The sequence below is a fragment of the Serratia bockelmannii genome, assembly GCF_051803255.1.
Taxonomy (GTDB): domain Bacteria; phylum Pseudomonadota; class Gammaproteobacteria; order Enterobacterales; family Enterobacteriaceae; genus Serratia; species Serratia bockelmannii.
The window spans coordinates 4,719,628-4,737,662 of record NZ_CP196512.1 but is presented as its reverse complement, the minus strand read 5'-3'; the positions used below and the strand labels follow the sequence as shown (position 1 = coordinate 4,737,662).

19 protein-coding genes are annotated in these 18,035 nt (G+C 60.5%); 13 read left to right on the top strand and 6 right to left on the bottom strand.

All coding sequences use genetic code 11. The annotated features are described in order from the left end of the window. Positions 1-12 precede the first annotated feature (12 nt). Complete coding sequence (gene ubiA, locus ACSJLU_RS22505) at positions 13-885, top strand: 4-hydroxybenzoate octaprenyltransferase (RefSeq protein ID WP_025304455.1); 873 nt, start codon at positions 13-15, stop codon at positions 883-885. A 66-nt stretch (positions 886-951) separates the two neighbouring features. On the opposite strand, the gene plsB is transcribed toward ubiA, so the two are convergent. Beyond that, entirely contained in the window at positions 952-3,417 is a 2,466-nt protein-coding gene (plsB, locus tag ACSJLU_RS22500) for a glycerol-3-phosphate 1-O-acyltransferase PlsB (protein ID WP_049208287.1), read from the bottom strand. A 148-nt stretch (positions 3,418-3,565) separates the two neighbouring features. On the opposite strand from plsB, the gene ACSJLU_RS22495 reads away from it, so the two are divergent. From ACSJLU_RS22495 to ACSJLU_RS22480, 4 genes are all read left to right on the top strand, one after another. After that, positions 3,566-3,934 carry a diacylglycerol kinase gene (locus tag ACSJLU_RS22495; RefSeq protein ID WP_015379225.1) on the top strand — a complete coding sequence of 123 codons (369 nt, stop codon included), beginning with the start codon at positions 3,566-3,568 and terminating at the stop codon, positions 3,932-3,934. A 102-nt stretch (positions 3,935-4,036) separates the two neighbouring features. Then, complete coding sequence (gene lexA, locus ACSJLU_RS22490) at positions 4,037-4,645, top strand: transcriptional repressor LexA (protein ID WP_025160136.1); 609 nt, start codon at positions 4,037-4,039, stop codon at positions 4,643-4,645. A gap of 103 nt (positions 4,646-4,748) precedes the next feature. After that, positions 4,749-6,086 carry an MATE family efflux transporter DinF gene (dinF, locus tag ACSJLU_RS22485; RefSeq protein WP_025304452.1) on the top strand — a complete coding sequence of 446 codons (1,338 nt, stop codon included), beginning with the start codon at positions 4,749-4,751 and terminating at the stop codon, positions 6,084-6,086. 315 nt (positions 6,087-6,401) lie between these two features. Beyond that, positions 6,402-6,611, top strand: coding sequence for a CsbD family protein (locus ACSJLU_RS22480; RefSeq protein ID WP_380826433.1), 210 nt, complete (start codon positions 6,402-6,404; stop codon positions 6,609-6,611). Between the two features lie 102 nt (positions 6,612-6,713). Here ACSJLU_RS22480 and zur read toward each other — a convergent pair whose 3' ends face one another. Continuing rightward, entirely contained in the window at positions 6,714-7,226 is a 513-nt protein-coding gene (gene zur, locus ACSJLU_RS22475; protein ID WP_015379223.1) for a zinc uptake transcriptional repressor Zur, read from the bottom strand. 245 nt (positions 7,227-7,471) lie between these two features. On the opposite strand from zur, the gene ACSJLU_RS22470 reads away from it, so the two are divergent. Continuing rightward, entirely contained in the window at positions 7,472-8,044 is a 573-nt protein-coding gene (locus ACSJLU_RS22470; RefSeq protein WP_049296288.1) for a sugar O-acetyltransferase, read from the top strand. Positions 8,045-8,048: 4 nt separating this feature from the next. Here ACSJLU_RS22470 and ACSJLU_RS22465 read toward each other — a convergent pair whose 3' ends face one another. Together ACSJLU_RS22465 and ACSJLU_RS22460 are read right to left on the bottom strand one after the other, a co-directional pair. Beyond that, a complete protein-coding gene (locus tag ACSJLU_RS22465) occupies positions 8,049-8,594 on the bottom strand; it encodes an RNA polymerase sigma factor (protein ID WP_197813173.1) in 546 nt (181 codons plus the stop codon). 18 nt (positions 8,595-8,612) lie between these two features. Next, the gene (locus ACSJLU_RS22460) at positions 8,613-9,146 is read right to left on the bottom strand and encodes a tetratricopeptide repeat protein (RefSeq protein WP_043139672.1); all 534 of its coding nucleotides are present in this window, start codon (positions 9,144-9,146) and stop codon (positions 8,613-8,615) included. 202 nt (positions 9,147-9,348) lie between these two features. Here ACSJLU_RS22460 and dusA point away from each other — a divergent pair, with 202 nt between their 5' ends. Continuing rightward, entirely contained in the window at positions 9,349-10,359 is a 1,011-nt protein-coding gene (gene dusA, locus ACSJLU_RS22455) for a tRNA dihydrouridine(20/20a) synthase DusA (protein WP_019453217.1), read from the top strand. 157 nt (positions 10,360-10,516) lie between these two features. After that, positions 10,517-10,735, top strand: a complete 219-nt coding sequence (gene pspG, locus ACSJLU_RS22450) for an envelope stress response protein PspG (RefSeq protein ID WP_025304448.1) — start codon at positions 10,517-10,519, stop codon at positions 10,733-10,735. Between the two features lie 299 nt (positions 10,736-11,034). Here pspG and ACSJLU_RS22445 read toward each other — a convergent pair whose 3' ends face one another. Continuing rightward, positions 11,035-12,018, bottom strand: coding sequence for a quinone oxidoreductase (locus ACSJLU_RS22445; RefSeq protein WP_049296286.1), 984 nt, complete (start codon positions 12,016-12,018; stop codon positions 11,035-11,037). Positions 12,019-12,191: 173 nt separating this feature from the next. Here ACSJLU_RS22445 and dnaB point away from each other — a divergent pair, with 173 nt between their 5' ends. Continuing rightward, complete coding sequence (gene dnaB / locus ACSJLU_RS22440) at positions 12,192-13,616, top strand: replicative DNA helicase (protein ID WP_025160134.1); 1,425 nt, start codon at positions 12,192-12,194, stop codon at positions 13,614-13,616. Between the two features lie 17 nt (positions 13,617-13,633). Next, positions 13,634-14,713: an alanine racemase gene (gene alr / locus ACSJLU_RS22435; protein WP_025304446.1), complete on the top strand. Its 1,080-nt coding sequence runs from the start codon at positions 13,634-13,636 to the stop codon at positions 14,711-14,713. Positions 14,714-14,757: 44 nt separating this feature from the next. On the opposite strand, the gene ACSJLU_RS22430 is transcribed toward alr, so the two are convergent. Beyond that, on the bottom strand, positions 14,758-15,525 hold the full coding sequence (locus ACSJLU_RS22430; protein ID WP_025304445.1) for a transporter substrate-binding domain-containing protein: 768 nt from the start codon (positions 15,523-15,525) through the stop codon (positions 14,758-14,760). Between the two features lie 215 nt (positions 15,526-15,740). Here ACSJLU_RS22430 and ACSJLU_RS22425 point away from each other — a divergent pair, with 215 nt between their 5' ends. From ACSJLU_RS22425 to ACSJLU_RS22415, 3 genes are all read left to right on the top strand, one after another. Then, on the top strand, positions 15,741-16,214 hold the full coding sequence (locus tag ACSJLU_RS22425; RefSeq protein ID WP_038874314.1) for an Lrp/AsnC family transcriptional regulator: 474 nt from the start codon (positions 15,741-15,743) through the stop codon (positions 16,212-16,214). Between the two features lie 80 nt (positions 16,215-16,294). After that, complete coding sequence (locus ACSJLU_RS22420; RefSeq protein WP_089181383.1) at positions 16,295-17,488, top strand: amino acid aminotransferase; 1,194 nt, start codon at positions 16,295-16,297, stop codon at positions 17,486-17,488. 126 nt (positions 17,489-17,614) lie between these two features. After that, positions 17,615-18,031, top strand: a complete 417-nt coding sequence (locus tag ACSJLU_RS22415; RefSeq protein WP_004936779.1) for a secondary thiamine-phosphate synthase enzyme YjbQ — start codon at positions 17,615-17,617, stop codon at positions 18,029-18,031. Positions 18,032-18,035: the final 4 nt, after the last annotated feature.

Genomic DNA, 18,035 nt, shown 5'->3' with positions numbered 1-18,035 from the left:
GAGAGCAAGACGTTGGAGGGAAGCGTGACTCAAAGTAAATGGCGGGCTTACAGCCATTTGATGCGCATTGATAAACCGATCGGCACGCTGTTGCTGTTGTGGCCGACGCTGTGGGCGCTGTGGCTGGCCGGGAAAGGCGTGCCGCCGCTCTCGATTCTGGTGGTGTTCGTGCTCGGCGTGTTCCTGATGCGCGCCGCCGGCTGCGTGGTGAATGACTACGCCGATCGCGCGGTGGACGGCTACGTAAAGCGCACCGCCGGGCGGCCGATGCCGAGCGGTCGGGTGAGCGCGAAAGAGGCCAAGGTGCTATTCGTGGTGCTGGTGCTGATCTCCTTCTGCCTGGTATTGACGCTGAACGCTATGACCATCTGGCTGTCGCTGGCGGCGCTGGCGCTAGCCTGGGTGTATCCGTTTATGAAGCGGGTGACCAACCTGCCGCAGTTCGTGCTGGGTGCCGCGTTCGGCTGGGGCATTCCGATGGGCTATGCGGCGGTCAGCGAATCGCTGCCGCTCAGCTGCTGGCTGCTGCTGCTGGCCAACATCTGCTGGACGGTGGCCTACGACACGCTGTATGCGATGGTCGACCGCGACGATGACCTGAAGATCGGTATCAAATCTACCGCTATCCTGTTCGGGCGCTATGACAAGCTGATCGTCGGGTTGCTGCAGTTCGCGACGCTGCTGCTGCTGGTGTGGGTCGGTTATCTGGCGCAGCTCGGCGGCGCGTTTTACTGGTCGCTGTTGCTGGCGGGCGCGCTGTTCATTCACCAGCAAAAGCAGATCGCCGGGCGTGAGCGCGAAGCCTGCTTCAAGGCCTTCCTGCAGAACAACTATGTCGGGCTGGTGGTGTTTATCGGCATCGCGCTGAGTTATCTGCCTGCGTAACGGTTTCCTGCAGCAAGAAAAAAGGCACCTCTCGGGGTGCCTTTTGTGTTTCCGCGCCGGACGAAATCACTCGTCTTGCTCTTCTTGCGCATCGGTTTGCGGCAGAGCGTTGGTCTCTTCCGGCATGTTGACGCTTTCGATGGTCAGCTTGATTTCCGGTGTGATCAGATCGCTCAGCATGTTGTACACCTCGAGGGTGTGCTCGCGGATCGCATCGCCGCTGTCGTTGATATAGCCTTCTTCGCGCAGCGTCGCCACCAGGGTGGAGAATACCGCTTTATCGAAGAACTCCGGCGCGTTGATGCCGTGCAGCACCGACAGACGCTGCGCCATGATGCGGCTTTCTTTCTCCAGCGCGCCGCGGTTGATGCTCGGGTTAGCGCTGAGGATCGACATAGTGATGGCGTAGCGTTGCAGGGTTTCGCGCACCCCGGCGGCCAGCAGCTGCAGCGGGCGAATGCGCGCCGGGTTCAGCACCAGCTCGTCGCCTTTGTCGCAGATAAGCTGTTGGCGGATCAGCTCGTCGATCATCGGCCGCAGCACGTCCGGCAGCTGTTCCTTGTCGTTATGCAGGAACAGCTCGGCTTTCAGCATCGGGTAGATCATGCCGATCTGGCGCAGCAGTTCGGCGCGCGATACCCGGCGATGATGCATGACGATGCTGGCGATCAGCGACGGCAACACCAGCAGGTGGTGGATGTTGTTGCGGTAATAGGTCATCAGCACCGCCTGCTCGCGCGGCAGGATGATGATGTCGCCGATGTTGTCCTTTTCCACCTCGAACTTGTTCATGTTCAGCGCGTGATCCAGCAGCTCGTCCGGCGTCTGCGTCGGTACGGTGACATCATGGGCGTAAGGCGCGTTGCGCATCAGCTGCAGGTAACACTCGAGCTGCTCGAGCAGCTGTTCGCGGGTCAGCGAACGCTGGCGCGAGGCCAGCAGCGCGGTGGAACACAGGTTCATGGCGTTGGCCGCGGCGGCGTTGTTGATGCGCACCATGATCTGGCCGGCCAGATCGTTGACCGTCGGCGTCAGCCAGCTTGGGCGTTGAGCTTCGATCGGATCGATCGACTCGCGCCACTGCGGCACGTGCTGGTTGAGGTAAGCGGTCAACGGCAGCGGTTCGCCGAAGTTGACGTAACCCTGGCCCAGATTGCGCAGCTTGCGCAGGCCGCGCAGCATCTGCAGCAGGCTCTCTTTTTCCTTGGTGGCGCCGCGCAGCTCTTTGGCGTAGGTGCCCACTTCCATCACATGCTCGTAGCCGATGTAGATCGGCACCAGCGTGATCGGACGGGCGCCGCCGCGCAGCATCGCCTGGATGGTCATCGACAGGGTGCCGGTTTTCGGTTCCAGTAGACGCCCGGTGCGGGAACGGCCGCCTTCCACGAAATATTCCACCGAGTAACCGCGAGTGAACAGCTCGCCGAGGTATTCGCGGAACACCGTCGAGTACAGCTTGTTGCCTTTAAAGGTGCGGCGGATGAAGAACGCGCCCAGGCGACGGAAGATCGGGCCGGCCGGCCAGAAGTTGAGGTTGATGCCCGCAGCGATGTGCGGCGGCACCAGGCCCTGGTGATACAGCACGTAGGACAGCAGCAGATAGTCCATGTGACTGCGGTGGCAGGGCACGTAGACGATCTCGTGGCCGTCCTGCGCCAGCTGGCGCACGCGCTCGGCGTTGGTGACGTTGATGCCCTGATACAGCCGGTTCCAGGTCCAGCTCAGCACGCGGTCGGACAGACGCACGGTTTCGTAGGAGAAATCGGCGGCGATCTCTTCCATCAGCGCGATGGCGTTCTGCTGGGCCTTCTCGTGCGAGATCTTCTTGCTGCGCGCTTCGTCCTCGACCGCTTTTTCGATCGCTTTGGACGCCAACAGCTTGTTGAACAGGTCCTGACGGGCCGGCAGGCTCGGGCCTACCGCGGCCAGGCGCTGACGCGAGAAGTGCATGCGCGCCACGCGCGCCAGTTTCTGCGCGATGGTTTTATCCGTGCCGTGTTCGGTAGCCATGCGGCGCAGCGAAACGGTGTTGGAGAAGCGCACGAAGCTGTCGCGGCCGAGCCACAGCACGGCGAAGAATTTTTGCACGCCGTTCAACAGACGCAGGTGCGGCGTGCCGTGGCCTTCGCGGCCCGGCGAGCGGCCGAACATGACCGAAACCGGCAGCATCTGAATGTCGAGATCGGGATTGCTGCGATGCAGATCCAGGTAGTCGTGGAACAGCTTTACCGACTCTTCTTTCGGGGTGTAGTAGCGGAACACGCGCGGGCCGTCGTGAATGAACACGTAGCTCGGCAGCACGGTGCCGTCGATCTCCAGCGCGTTGAGCGGATCGGGCAGATCCTGCGCCAGGCACTGGGTGCGCAGCGTCAGCAAATCCGCCTTGGAATTGTAAGGTAAAACATACAAAATCGGCCGTGAGGGATCCAACCCTAGCTCGGTGACCGGATCTGAAGGGATGACCTTACTTCTTACCAACAATTTAAGTGGTAAATTCAATATTTTATAATAAATTTTACGCCAACCTGACATAACAACGTGAAGCCTCTTGTTAGCAATGCGCCGCAAGCATACCAGAAACCGGGTAGCAGATCTGTGGTGTTCGAAAACCGAGAGCCGTCAGCGCGGACTGTTCTAGACTCTTTTTATTATGACCGACCTCTGAGAAAGGCACGAAAACATGGCAAACCAAGCAACCGGATTGACCCGCATCATTAAGGCCGCCGGCTATTCTTATAAAGGGCTTTCCGCCGCCTGGCAACACGAGGCGGCGTTCCGCCAGGAACTGGTGGTGACCCTCCTGGCTATCATACTGGCTGTCTGGCTGGACGTGGGTGCGATAGCGCGCATTTTATTGATCGGATCGGTGGCGCTGGTGATGATCGTCGAGATCCTGAACAGCGCGATCGAGGCGGTGGTGGATCGCATCGGCAGCGAACACCATGAGCTGTCCGGGCGGGCCAAGGACATGGGATCGGCGGCGGTGTCGCTGGCGATCGTGCTGGCGCTGTTCGTTTGGGGCACGGTCTTGTGGCAGCATTTTGGCTGACGAAAGTCGCCTACTGACTGATTTTTATTTATTCTTCGGTTCCCAATCCGCGCTTACCTGTATATACTCACAGCAAGACTGTATAAACAAACAGGGGGCGGAATGAAAGCACTAACTACCAGACAGCAAGAGGTCTACGATCTGATTCGCGATCATATTTCGCAAACGGGCATGCCGCCAACGCGTGCCGAGATCGCGATGCGTCTGGGGTTCCGTTCGCCTAACGCCGCCGAAGAGCACCTGAAGGCGCTGGCACGCAAAGGCGTGATCGAAATCGTCTCCGGTGCGTCGCGCGGTATCCGCCTGCTGATGGAAGAAGAAGAAGGGCTGCCGCTGATCGGCCGCGTCGCCGCCGGCGAGCCGCTGCTGGCGCAGCAGCACATCGAAGGGCACTACCAGGTGGATCCTTCCCTGTTTAAACCGAGCGCCGATTTCCTGTTGCGGGTGAACGGCATGTCGATGCGCGACATCGGCATTCTGGACGGCGATCTGCTGGCGGTGCACAAAACGCAAGACGTGCGCAACGGCCAGGTCGTGGTCGCGCGCATCGAAGACGAAGTGACGGTCAAGCGCTTGAAAAAGCACGGTAACGTGGTTGAGCTGCTGCCGGAGAACAATGAATTCCAACCGATCGTGGTCGATCTGCGCCAGCAGAATTTCACGATCGAAGGGCTGGCGGTCGGCGTGATCCGCAACGGCGACTGGATTTAATCGCCGCGCCATCACCGCCGCTCCCTGTATCAATCGCCCCTGTTTTGGGGCGTTTTTGTTTCTGACCTCGCCCTTCGTCACTCTGTCACAGGAACATCCCATCATGCGCCTGATTTCCGCCTTCACCAGCGACACCGATAAAGCCCTGTGGCGCCTCGCCCTGCCGATGATTTTCTCCAATATCACCGTGCCGCTGCTCGGGCTGGTGGACACCGCGGTGATCGGCCACCTCGACAGCCCGATCTATTTGGGAGGCGTGGCGATCGGCGCGGTGGCGACCAGCTTCCTGTTCATGCTGCTGCTGTTCCTGCGCATGAGCACCACCGGCCTCGCGGCGCAGGCGCTGGGAGCGAAGAACCCGCAGGCGCTGGCACGCGCCTTTATGCAACCGCTGCTGCTGGCGTTGTTGGCCGGGGGGGCGATCGTCCTGTTGCGCTACCCGCTGATTGAACTGGCGCTGCGGATCGTCGGCGGCGATGGCGAGGTGCTGGAGCAGGCGCGGCGTTTTCTTGAGATCCGCTGGTTGAGCGCACCGGCGGCGCTGGCCAACCTGGTGCTGCTGGGCTGGCTGCTCGGCGTGCAGTACGTGCGTGCGCCGGTGATCCTGCTGATCGTCGGCAACCTGCTGAACATCGTGCTGGATATCTGGCTGGTGATGGGCCTGGGCTGGAACGTACGAGGGGCGGCGGCGGCCACCGCCATCGCCGAATATGCCACGCTATTGCTCGGCCTGTGGCTGGCGTGGCGAGTGATGCGTCTGCGCGGTATTACCCTGGCGATGCTGCGTCAGGCCTGGCGTGGCGATCTGCGCCGCCTGCTGGCGCTCAATCGCGACATCATGTTGCGCTCATTGCTGCTGCAGCTGTGTTTTGCGTCGCTGACCATTTTCGGCGCTCGCCTGGGGAGCGATGTGGTGGCGGTTAACGCGGTGTTGATGAACCTGCTGACGTTTACCGCCTATGCGCTCGACGGCTTCGCTTATGCGGTGGAGGCCCATTCCGGCCACGCCTACGGTGCCCGGGACGGCAGCCAACTGCGTAAGGTGTGGCACGCGGCCTGCAGGCAGGCTGGGCTGGTCGCGTTGGCTTTCGGCCTGGCGTATGCCGTTACCGGCCAGCAGATCGTGGCGGCGTTGACCTCCTTGCCGGAGCTGCGTGCGTTGGCCGCCCACTATTTACCGTGGCAGGTTATTCTGCCGCTGGTCGGGGTGTGGTGCTATTTGCTGGACGGCATGTTTATCGGTGCCACGCGCGGCGCCGAGATGCGTAACAGTATGGCGGTGGCCGCGGCAGGATATGGTCTGACGCTGTTCAGCGTGCCGCTGCTAGGCAACCACGGGCTCTGGCTGGCGCTGGCGGTGTTTCTGACGTTGCGTGGCGTGGCGCTGGGTTGGATTTGGCACCGTCATCAGGTGCGCGGCAGCTGGTTTGCTGCACGTTAGACCGGACGCTTTGTTGGGTTAATTATTAATTTATCTTATGTTTTTATTCATGTTTGCTTACATGTTTTCAGCCTGAATATTTCCGGTTTAGTTCGTTGTTTGTTAGCGTTTTTTGTGTTTATTTTTCTTTTTAATGGTTTTTTATTCTGATGTTTGGCTTTTTTATTTCCATGTTTAACTAGAATGAATCATGTGGCTGGTGAATGAAGGGGAGCGGTGCTTCTTAAGGTGAAGGGAGTATCAACCAGAAAAACTTCTGTTTAACCCCGGCCGGCGACAGGGATCACTGATTCACCACAGGTTAACGGAGAGACTATGAATAAAGATCAAGCCGACGGTAACTGGAAGCAGCTGAAAGGCAAAGTGAAGGAAAAATGGGGCAAGCTGACCGATGACGATCTGACGGTCATCGAAGGGAAACGCGAACAGCTAGTCGGTAAAATCCAGGAGCGCTACGGTTACCAGAAAGAGGCGGCCGAGAAAGAGGTGAAAGCCTGGGAAGGTCACACCAAACACCGCTGGTAACACGCAGGGCCGCCACTGACGGCGGCCGGCAACAGCGCAGGCCGGCGTCGCTCCATCCTCTGGCGCCCCGGCTGCAGGTACAGGGAAGTACCTGACTTCGTATTATTTCTTCTTGATGGCGATGCTGTGATCGTGTTCGGCGCAATCATGCTTGCTGTCACAAGCCTCAACTTCAACGCAACCGGCGCACAGACCGTGCGCTTCCACCACGCTGTGCCGCAGCGCAAATCCGGCTTCCTGCGCCAGCTTCTGCAGCGTTTCTTCCACGCCTTCGGTGGTGCGTTCGGTCACCTGGCCGCAGCGGTCGCAGATAAACAGCGCGGACGTATGCATCGGCTGTTCGAAATGGTGGCACAGCACGTAGCTGTTGGCCGATTCCACTCTATGGATAAACCCTTGCTCCAGCAGAAAATCCAGCGCGCGGTAGACCGTCGGCGGCTTGGCCTGCGGTTCGGCGACGCGCAGCAGATCGAGCAGGTCATATGCGCTGATTGCACCGGGTTGCTGAGTCATCAGACGCAGCACTTCCAGCCGTTGCGGCGTCAATCGCACATTGCGTTGCTGGCAGAGGCGTTCAGCCTGCGCCAGCAGCTTTTCCTGGGTGGTTGAGTTCATCGCAAATATCCCGGTACGTAAAAAAGCCGATTTTACCATGATTACGGCGAATCGCCGAGAGTTGCCCCCTTTTCCCCTGAGGATAGCGCAAGGAAAAGCGCGCCGATCGCGCGAAAAGAGAGTTGCATCACAACTTTTCCCCGCCGTCGGGCGGCAAATCAACGTTGCCGGTTTTAGCGCTGGAGAACGGGGGACGAGAGCGGTATAACGCCTTTCACCCGCGTGATGAGCAGGAGCCCTGTGTGATGACGGAAAGAGAGAAGCTGTTAGGCGGCCTGGAGTACAACAGCCGCGATGAAGAACTGATCGCCCTGTACCATCGAGCGAGGGCGTTGACCAAAAGCCTGGGGGCGCTGGACTCGCATCAGGCGGACGAGAAAAACCGCCTACTCGGTGAGCTGTTCGGTGCTTGGGGTGAGGCGAGCTGGATTGAAACACCGTTCTGGTGTGACTACGGGCAGCATGTCCGCATCGGTAAAAACTGTTTTATCAACGTCAATGCGGTGTTCCTCGATTGTAATACCATCACCATCGGCGACAACACGCTGATCGGCCCCAACGTGCAAATCTATACGCCGAGCCACCCGCTGAAGGCCGCAGAGCGCTTCACCGGCGATCCGGATTTCCCTTTCCGCACCTCGGCGCAGCCGGTGTCCATTGGCAACAACGTCTGGATCGGCGGCAACGTAGTGATCCTGCCGGGAGTGACCATCGGCGACGGCACGACCATCGGCGCGGGCAGCATCGTCACCGGCGACATCCCGGCCAACGTGCTGGCGCTGGGGCAGCCATGCCGGGTTATCCGCTCGTTGGAATAGGGCGTTATCGACGAGCAGGAGGCAAGGGGGCGGGATGGCTCTCTTTGCGGTGCGGGCCGTCGTTTGCCAACGGGCGGTCATCGGCCAACGCCAAGCGTGCGGCCGCCAGGCGGCTCATGACGGTGCCGATTGGCACCGCCAGCACTTTCGCGGCCTCCCGATAGGATAGCCCTTCGATATACACCAGAAACAGCGCGTTGCGCTGAGCCGCCGGCAGCCGGCTGACGCGTCGCATCACTTCATGGAGCCAGACCGGCTGTTCACCGTTGTCCGCATCGCCCAGCTCTTCCGCCGCCATGCAGCCTTGCCCCTGGCGAAGATGTTGGGCGCGAACTTCATTGAGCCAGATGGAGTGCAGGATGGAAAACAACCAGCGATCCAGGTGCGAACCGGGAGTGAATTGCGCAGCGCGCTCCAGCGCACGCAGGCAGGTCGCCTGCACCAGATCGTCGGCGATATCCCGCCGGTGCGAAAGCACCAGCGCATAGCGCCACAGGCGGGAGATATAGTGGCCGAGTTCATCGCGTATCGCATCGCCGCTGATAGTCACCTCCGCAGGCGCGTCGGATCAAGATTCCGGGTGGCGGTCGATGGCCGCCGCCAAATCGCGGTACTCCTCGCATTTGGTGCCGCACAGCGACTGGATCACCTGCAGCTGCTGGCGCGCCAGATCGGGTCGGCCTTTCAGCATGTAGGCTTCCCCCAGGTACTCGCGCACTTTAGGGTATTTCGGATCGAGAGCTACTGATTTTAAATAATAGCCGATACCCTCATCGGTGCGGCCAAGTTTGCGCGTGGCGTAGCCGCGATAGTTCAGCGCAACGGCGGTGTTGGGATCTTTTAGCGTGTTGAGCATATCGAGCGCTTCCTGATAGCGGCCGCTTTTCGCCAGCGCATAGGCGTAGTTAGTGCGGTCGACGTCGTCGACCTTGCCGCTTTTATCCACCATGCAGGTCTGAGTTTTGCTGTCGTAGACCTGGCCTTTCGGGCAGGTCGGCGGGGTTTGGCTGCTGCCGTCGCCGCCCATCGCCAGCGCCGTGCCGGAAAACAGCAGGCAGCCGGCAATGGCCGATGCCAGCAGGCGTTTAATGAAGCTGTTCATGGTTGTGTCCTCAAGGCAGAGGCGCCGTGCGCGCCCGTAATGAGATAACACCTGAACGAGTGGGTTTATTCGCCTTGTCTCCGCTTATTTTTGCCGGCGGCAAGCGGGTTTTCCCAACGGCGCCGATTGTCGTTATAATAGCCGTTTGCGGCCGCGCGCCGTTCGTTGAACCCAGACAGACTCAGGTAGCCAGTAACTCAGCATGACGAAAGACAACCACGCCCCAACCTACGCCGCCAATCGTTTCTCCATCGCGCCGATGCTCGACTGGACCGATCGTCATTGCCGTTACTTCCACCGCCTCTTGACCAAGGAAACGCTCCTGTACACCGAAATGGTGACCACCGGCGCGATCATCCACGGCAAGGGCGACTATCTGGCCTACAGCGAAGAAGAGCATCCGGTGGCGCTGCAGCTGGGCGGCAGCGATCCGGCCGCGCTGGCGCATTGCGCCAAGCTGGCGGAGCAGCGCGGTTATGACGAGATTAACCTCAACGTCGGCTGTCCGTCCGATCGCGTGCAAAACGGCATGTTCGGCGCCTGCCTGATGGGCCAGGCGACGCTGGTCGCCGACTGCATCAAGGCAATGCGCGACGTCGTATCGATACCGGTGACGGTGAAGACCCGCATCGGCATCGACGATCAGGACAGCTACGCCTTCCTGTGCGACTTTATCCAGACCGTCGCCGGGCGCGGCGAGTGCGACATGTTCACTATCCACGCTCGCAAAGCCTGGCTCTCCGGCCTCAGCCCGAAAGAGAACCGCGAAGTGCCGCCGCTGGACTACCCGCGCGTTTATCAGCTGAAGCGGGATTTCCCGGCGCTGACCATCGCCATTAACGGCGGAGTGAAAACGCTGGAAGAGGCGCAGCAGCATCTGCAGCATCTGGACGGTGTGATGATGGGGCGCGAGGCGTATCAGAATCCGGGTATCCTGGCGCGGGTCGACAGCGAACTGTTCGGCGCGCAGACCGCGGTGCCGGACAGCGTGGCGATCGTCGAAGCGCTGTATCCGTATATCGAGCGCGAGCTGTCCAACGGCACCTATCTCGGCCACATCACCCGTCACATCCTCGGTTTGTTCCAGGGCGTGCCGGGCGCGCGCCAGTGGCGTCGCCACCTGAGCGAGAACGCCCACAAGCCGGGCGCCGATGCGCGGGTGGTGGAGCAGGCGCTGGCGCTGGTGCGTCAGCCGCGCGTCGAAATGGCGTAACCCGCAAAAAATTTGACCAACAGTTAGTGTTTTTCGCCAGGCATTCGGTGAGTTACCGGATGCCTGTCCTATTTTTTCAATAGGTTAGCCCTTCCGCCATTCTGGCACGCTTCTTGTAATCCACTCTGCAGATACGTTGTATTGCAAAGGAGCAATCATGTTGGAAATCTTCTTTCTCATTGGCTTTGTGGTGATGCTGATGGTGACCGGCATCTCGCTGCTGGGGATCTTCGCCGCGTTGTTGGTGGCGGCGGCGTTCATGCTGTTGGGCGGGTTGTTCGCGGTGGTGATTAAGCTGCTGCCGTGGCTGATTTTGGCGGTGGTCGGGGTATGGATTTACCGTTCGATGCAGAAACCGCAGGCCAGGCGTTACTGATTTTTTGCTGAATAATCAGTCAGTCGCGATGAAACTTGCATAACTGCCCGCCACGCTAATGCGGCAGCGATCACAGCTTGGCAGTTTTCCCCGGCGGTGTGGCACATAAAGCGTGTTTTTTGCCGGACGGGGCTGTTAGGATGTGGGTCGATGCAGTGATGCGACTGATTTCATCACCGTGAGAGACAACCAAAATTCGTGTTGCTAAAGCAACCCCTGTCTCTGGCGGACTCTGCTCTACCCCTACAAAACGCAGTAACAGAAAGGGCTCCGCAAGGAGCCCTTTTCTTTGGCCGCGATCAGGGGATCAGCAGGCTGGAACCGCTGGTGCTGCGGCTTTCCAGCACCTGGTGCGCACGCTGGGCGTCGGCCAGCGCGAATTTCTGCTCGTCTCTCACCTCCACCCGAATGGCGCCGCTGCCGATCAGCGAGAACAGCTCGTTGCTGGCGTACTGCAGCTCGGCGCGGTTGGTGATATAGCCGTTGAGGGAAGGGCGGGTGACGTACAGCGAGCCCTTCTGATTCAGCAGCGCCAGATCGACGCCGGTCACCGGGCCGGACGCGTTGCCGAAGCTCACCATCAGGCCGCGACGCTTCAGGCTGTCGAGCGAGGCCAGCCAGGTGCTTTTACCCACCGAATCGTACACCACGCCGACCTTCTCGCCCTGCGTCAGCTCGGCCACCCGCTGGGCGATATCCTCTTTGTGGTAGTTGATGGTGGCCCAGGCGCCGGCCTGTTTCGCCAGCGCGGCCTTCTCGTCGGAACCGACGCTGCCGATCAGGCGCGCACCCAGCGCTTTCGCCCACTGGCAGGCGATCAGCCCGACGCCGCCGGACGCGGCATGGAACAGAAACACTTCACCCGGTTGCACGTCATAGGTCTGGCGCAGCAGGTAGTATACCGTCAGCCCTTTGAGGAAAGAGGCTGCACCCTGTTCAAAGCTAAGGTTGCCCGGCAGCAGCGCCACGCGTTCTGCCGAGACGTTGTGGATCTCGCTGTAGGCGCCGAGCGCCGATTGCGCATACACCACCCGGTCGCCCGGTTTGAGGACGCTGACCCCGGCGCCGACCTTGGTCACCACGCCGGCCGCTTCGGTGCCGAGGCCGCTCGGCAGGCTGGCCGGCGCGTACAGTCCGCTGCGCACATAGGTGTCGATGTAGTTGATGCCGATCGCCTTGTTCTCGATCTGCACTTCGCCGGCAGCCGGATCGAGCGGTGTAAAATCAACGTATTGCAAGACTTCCGGCCCGCCGGTGGCGGAGAATTGAATGCGCTTGGCCATGTTCTACCCTCATTTGGTTATCTGAATTCACCCTATGCCTTTTGGCTGTGGAGATCTAGCCTGCCCGTGCGCCAGCCTGTGGCAATTATGCGGCGGAATCGTGCGGAAAAATCACGTATACTCTTGCGTCAGCAGCCTCACCCTCATTCGCAACCGGATAAAGACTACGTTTCATGGCAGGAAAAAAACCAACCAACAAAACAAACGCGGACGAAACCAGAGAGCGTTCCAGAGATCGTCAGATGGAAGGGCTGAAGATGCCGCCGCACTCGCTGGAGGCCGAGCAGTCGGTGTTGGGCGGTTTGATGCTGGATAACGAGCGCTGGGACAACGTGGCGGAGCGCGTGGTCGCCAACGACTTCTTCAGCCGCCCACATCGCCTGATCTTTACCGAGATGCAGCGTCTGCTGGAGATGAGCAAGCCTATCGACCTCATCACCCTGTCCGAATCGCTCGAGCAGAAGGGTGAACTGGACTCGGTCGGCGGCTTCGCCTACCTGGCCGAGCTGTCGAAAAACACCCCGAGCGCCGCCAACATCGGCGCCTACGCCGACATCGTGCGCGAGCGCGCGGTGGTGCGCGAAATGATCTCGGTGGCTAACGAAATCGCCGACGCCGGCTACGATCCGCAGGGGCGCAGCAGCGAAGACCTGCTCGATCTGGCGGAATCCCGCGTATTCCAAATCGCCGAGAACCGCGCCAGCAAAGACGAAGGCCCGAAGGGCATCGAACGCATCCTGGAAGACACCGTCTCGCGCATCGAACAGCTGTATCAGCAGCCGCACGACGGCGTGACCGGGGTCGATACCGGCTATCAGGACCTCAACAAGAAAACCGCGGGCATGCAAAAGTCCGATCTGATCATCGTCGCCGCCCGTCCATCGATGGGGAAAACCACCTTCGCCATGAACCTGTGCGAAAACGCCGCGATGACCCAGGAAAAACCGGTGCTGATCTTCAGCCTGGAGATGCCCGGTGAGCAGATCATGATGCGTATGCTGGCGTCGCTGTCGCGCGTGGATCAGACGCGCATCCGTACCGGCCAGCTCGACGACGAGGACTGGGCGCGCATTTCCAGCACCATGGGCATCCTGCTGGAGAAGCGTAACATGTACATCGACGACTCCTCCGGCCTGACGCCGACCGAGGTGCGCTCGCGCGCGCGGCGCATTTTCCGCGAGCACGACGGGCTTAGCCTCATCATGATTGACTACCTGCAGCTGATGCGCGTGCCGGCCCTGTCCGACAACCGTACGCTGGAGATCGCCGAGATTTCGCGCTCGCTGAAGGCGCTGGCGAAAGAGCTGCAGGTGCCGGTGGTGGCACTGTCGCAGCTGAACCGTAGCCTGGAGCAGCGCGCCGACAAACGCCCGGTTAACTCCGACCTGCGTGAATCCGGCTCTATCGAGCAGGACGCCGACCTGATTATGTTCATCTATCGTGATGAGGTGTATCACGAGAACAGCGATCTGAAAGGGATCGCGGAAATTATTATCGGTAAGCAGCGTAACGGCCCGATCGGTACCGTGCGCCTTACCTTTAACGGCCAGTGGTCGCGTTTCGACAACTACGCGGGGCCACAATACGATGACGAATAATCAGCTAAGGAACTGAAATGAAAGCGGCAACCGCTGTAATCGACCGCCGCGCTCTGCGACATAATCTGCAACAGGTGCGCCGCCAGGCGCCGCAAAGCCGCCTGATTGCCGTTGTGAAAGCAAACGCTTATGGACATGGCCTGCTGGAAACAGCACACACCCTGCAAGACGCCGATTGCTACGGCGTGGCGCGCATCGGCGAGGCGCTGATGCTGCGCTCCGGCGGCATCGTCAAGCCGATCCTGCTGCTGGAAGGCTTCTTCAGTGCCGAAGATCTGCCGGTGCTGGTGGCGAACAACATCGAAACCGCGGTGCACTGCATCGAACAGCTCGAAGCGCTGGAGCAGGCCGAGCTGGCGCGCCCGGTGCCGGTGTGGATGAAGCTCGATACCGGCATGCATCGGCTGGGGGTGCGCCCCGAACACGCGGAGGCGTTTTATCAGCGCCTGTGCGCCTGCCGCAACGTGGCGCAGCCGGTCAATATCATGAGCCACTTCAGCCGCGCCGATGAACCGGAGTCCGACACCACGTTGAAACAGATCGCCTGCTTCGAGCAGTTCGCGTGCGGCAAACCGGGCCAGCGCTCGGTCGCCGCCTCCGGCGGCACGCTGCTGTGGCCGGACGCCCACAACGAGTGGGTGCGCCCCGGCATCATTCTGTACGGCGTGTCGCCGCTGGATAACGGCAGCGGCGCCGAGCATGGTCTGCAGCCGGCGATGACCCTGAAATCCAGCCTGATCGCGGTGCGCGAGCACAAGGCCGGCGAAGCGGTCGGCTACGGCGGCACCTGGGTCAGCCCGCGCGATACCCGGCTGGGCGTGGTGGCGATGGGATACGGCGACGGTTACCCGCGCAGCGCGCCGACCGGCACGCCGATCCTGATCAACGGCCGCGAAGTGCCGATTGTAGGCCGGGTGTCGATGGACATGATTTCGGTCGATCTCGGGCCGGATGCCGCCGATACGGTGGGGGATGAAGCGATGCTGTGGGGGCCGGCATTGCCGGTCGAGCGTATCGCCGCCTGCACCGGCATCAGCGCTTATGAACTGATCACCAAGCTCACGCAGCGCGTGGCGATGGAATACATCGGCGACTGATGCGCCGCAGGGGCCGACGCGCGTCGGCCCCGTTTCTCAGCGCGTTACTTCTTTACCGCCAACCACTTGTCGATAACCTTCTGATACTCGCCGGTCGCCTTGGCCAGGTGCAGCCACTGATCCACATACAGTTTCCAGCTCAGATCGTCGCGCGGCAGCATGTAAGCCTTCTCGCCGTACTGCATCGGTTTGGTCGGATTCACCGCGCACAGCTTCGGATAGCGCTTCTGCTGGTACAGCGCCTCGGAAGCGTCGGTGATCATCACGTCCGCCTTGCGATCCACCAACTGCTGGAAAATGCTCATGTTGTCGTGCGTCAGCGTCAGTTTGGCCTTCGGCAGATAGGCGTGCACGAAGGCTTCGTTGGTGCCGCCCGCCGGTTCCAACAGACGCACCGACGGCTTGTTGATCTGTTCGATAGTGCGGTATTTCTTCACGTCGGTGCAGCGCACCAGCGGGATTTTGCCGTCGGTATCCAGCTTGTCAGCGAAGAACACCTGTTTTTGCCGCTCCAGCGTGACGGAGATGCCGCCCATCGCGATGTCGCACTTGCCGGAGGCGAAGTCCGGCGTCAGGGTTTTCCAGCTGGTTTTCACCCACTTCACATTGGCGCCCAGGCTCTTGGCCAGCGATTGCGCCATGTCGATGTCGATGCCTTCATAGCTGCCATCTTCCTTGAGGAAGGTATAGGGCTTGTAGTCGCCGGTGGTGCAGACCTCCAGGGTCTTTTGCTGCAGCACTTTGTCCAGGTGGGATTGCGCGCTGGCGCTGCCGGCGCCGAGCAGCAGCGCGAGGGGGAGTAGCTTTTTCATCTGGCGTCCTTTTTATACATTCGTGGTTTTATGCGTTACTTCGCCGTTAATTGTCGTTTGTCTGCATGAGTTAGCCGTTTTTTATGCCGCTTACCGGCGAAAACGCCGGGCGTTGCTGCTGTACGCGATTCAAGCGCCAGGGTGTGACGTCGGCAACGGTAAAAAAACTGGTAGGCTGTAACGTCAACATTTATTAACACAGTTTACAGGTGGCTATGTACAACATTGACGATTTTGATATGAAAATCCTGACGCTGTTACAGGCCAACGGCCGTCTGACCAATCAGGAGCTGAGCGAGCTGGTCGGGCTCTCCGCCTCCCAATGTTCGCGGCGGCGCATCAGCCTGGAGCAGGCGCAGCTGATCCGCGGCTACCACGCGCGGCTGGCGCCCGAGGCGGTCGGCCTGGGGCTGGTGGGGCTGATTGAAGTTAGCCTGATCACGCACGCGCAGGAGCAGATCGACAGCTTTCATCAGATGCTGGAGGACGTGGACGCGATCCTTGACGCATACAAGACCACCGGCGACGCCGATTACCTGTTGAAAGTGGCGGTGGCAGACCTGCCGGCGCTGAGCGAATTCATCAGCCAGACGCTGTCGCCGCACAAAAGCGTGGCGCATATCAAAACGGCGGTGGTGCTCAATCGCATCAAGGAAAACGGTTTATTGCCGGTGGCGCGAGAAAGCTAAAACCGAATGCGGTTTTCCGTCTATATTAGGAACGTAACGCTGTGCCCAAACCACAATAAATAAACCAGGAGAAAAACCCCGTGTTCCAGAACGTTGACGCCTATGCCGGCGATCCCATTCTGTCGCTGATGGAAAAATTCAAACAAGACCCGCGCGCGCACAAGGTAAACCTGAGTATCGGCCTGTACTACGATGCGCAGGGCATCATTCCGCAGATGCGGGCGGTCGCCGCGGCGGAAGCGCAGTTGAACAGCGTCGAGCACGGCGCCTCGGTATACCTGCCGATGGAAGGGCTGCAACCCTATCGCTCCGCCATCCAGCAACTGCTGTTCGGCGCGCAGCATCCGATGCTGCAGCAAGGGCGCATCGCCACCATTCAGACCGTCGGTGGTTCCGGCGCGTTGAAAGTGGGCGCCGACTTCCTGAAAAGCTACTTCCCGGATTCGCAGGTGTGGGTCAGCGATCCGACCTGGGAAAACCACGTCGCCATCTTCAGCGGCGCCGGTTTCAAAGTGAATACCTATCCGTATTTCGACAGCGAAAGCCTGGGCGTGAAGTTCGACGCCATGCTCGCCGCGCTGAAACAGCTGCCGAAGCACAGCATCGCGCTGCTGCATCCGTGCTGCCACAACCCGACCGGTTCCGACCTGACCCCTACCCAGTGGGATGAGGTGGTCAAGGTGATCGCCGAGCGTGAAATCATTCCGTTCCTCGATATCGCCTACCAGGGTTTCGGCGGCGGCATGGAGCAAGACGCCTACGCCATTCGCGCCATCGCGGCGGCCGGCCTGCCGTGCCTGGTGAGCAACTCGTTCTCGAAGATCTTCTCGCTGTACGGCGAGCGCGTCGGCGGCCTGTCGGTGGTGTGCGAAAGCGAAGAGGCGGCCGGGCGCGTGCTGGGCCAACTGAAGGCCACCGTGCGCCGCAACTACTCGAGCCCGCCGAACTTCGGCGCGCAGCTGGTGGCCAAGGTGCTGAACGACGCCCAGCTGAAAACCCAGTGGCTGGACGAAGTGGAGAGCATGCGCACCCGCATCCTCGAGATGCGTCACGCGCTGGTGGACACCCTGAAGAGCGCGCTGCCGCAGCGCAATTTCGATTACCTGCTGGCTCAGCGCGGCATGTTCAGCTACACCGGCTTCAGCGCGGCGCAGGTCGATCGCCTGCGTGAAGAGTTTGGCGTCTACCTGATCCACAGCGGCCGCATGTGCGTGGCCGGCCTGAACCACAACAACGTGCGTCAGGTGGCCGAGGCGTTTGCCGCGGTGCAGTAACGCCTGTTAGTCTGAACGGACGTTCATCGGGGAGCGATAGCGATATCGCTCCTTTTTTATTGCCGGTGCGCCGCCGAAGTTGCCGCAAACCGGAGAGAGAATATACTGATTGAGGGGCGCTCACTCATGTGGCATCAGCAAACGCTAATCCTCAGCGCAAAAGCGCGTGGCTTTCATCTGGTTACCGACGAGATCGTCAACCAGTTAACCCACTTACACCGCCTGCAAACCGGCCTGCTGCATCTGTTGCTGCAGCATACCTCGGCCTCGCTGACGCTCAACGAGAACTGCGATCCCACGGTGCGAGCCGATATGGAGCAGCATTTCCTGCGCCAGGTGCCGGAAAACGCACCCTATCAACATGACTACGAAGGGCCGGACGACATGCCGGCGCACATCAAATCCTCGTTGCTGGGCGCTTCCTTGACGCTGCCCGTCAGGCACGGGCGGCTGATGTTGGGCACATGGCAAGGCATCTGGCTGGGGGAGCACCGCATCCACGGCGGAGCACGCCGTATTGTGGCCACATTACAGGGGGAATAACCCA

Bases quoted from the DNA above. Each gene is read 5' to 3' on its own strand.
- ACSJLU_RS22470 (WP_049296288.1), top strand. From the start codon at position 7,472: ATGACGGAAAGAGAGAAGCTGTTAGGCGGCCTGGAGTACAACAGCCGC.
- dnaB (WP_025160134.1), top strand. From the start codon at position 12,192: ATGGCAGGAAAAAAACCAACCAACAAAACAAACGCGGACGAAACCAGA.
- pspG (WP_025304448.1), top strand. From the start codon at position 10,517: ATGTTGGAAATCTTCTTTCTCATTGGCTTTGTGGTGATGCTGATGGTG.
- plsB (WP_049208287.1), bottom strand. From the start codon at position 3,417: ATGTCAGGTTGGCGTAAAATTTATTATAAAATATTGAATTTACCACTT.
- alr (WP_025304446.1), top strand. From the start codon at position 13,634: ATGAAAGCGGCAACCGCTGTAATCGACCGCCGCGCTCTGCGACATAAT.
- dinF (WP_025304452.1), top strand. From the start codon at position 4,749: ATGCGCCTGATTTCCGCCTTCACCAGCGACACCGATAAAGCCCTGTGG.
- ACSJLU_RS22415 (WP_004936779.1), top strand. From the start codon at position 17,615: ATGTGGCATCAGCAAACGCTAATCCTCAGCGCAAAAGCGCGTGGCTTT.
- ACSJLU_RS22480 (WP_380826433.1), top strand. From the start codon at position 6,402: ATGAATAAAGATCAAGCCGACGGTAACTGGAAGCAGCTGAAAGGCAAA.
- lexA (WP_025160136.1), top strand. From the start codon at position 4,037: ATGAAAGCACTAACTACCAGACAGCAAGAGGTCTACGATCTGATTCGC.
- dusA (WP_019453217.1), top strand. From the start codon at position 9,349: ATGACGAAAGACAACCACGCCCCAACCTACGCCGCCAATCGTTTCTCC.
- zur (WP_015379223.1), bottom strand. From the start codon at position 7,226: ATGAACTCAACCACCCAGGAAAAGCTGCTGGCGCAGGCTGAACGCCTC.
- ACSJLU_RS22445 (WP_049296286.1), bottom strand. From the start codon at position 12,018: ATGGCCAAGCGCATTCAATTCTCCGCCACCGGCGGGCCGGAAGTCTTG.
- ACSJLU_RS22495 (WP_015379225.1), top strand. From the start codon at position 3,566: ATGGCAAACCAAGCAACCGGATTGACCCGCATCATTAAGGCCGCCGGC.
- ACSJLU_RS22430 (WP_025304445.1), bottom strand. From the start codon at position 15,525: ATGAAAAAGCTACTCCCCCTCGCGCTGCTGCTCGGCGCCGGCAGCGCC.
- ACSJLU_RS22425 (WP_038874314.1), top strand. From the start codon at position 15,741: ATGTACAACATTGACGATTTTGATATGAAAATCCTGACGCTGTTACAG.
- ACSJLU_RS22460 (WP_043139672.1), bottom strand. From the start codon at position 9,146: ATGAACAGCTTCATTAAACGCCTGCTGGCATCGGCCATTGCCGGCTGC.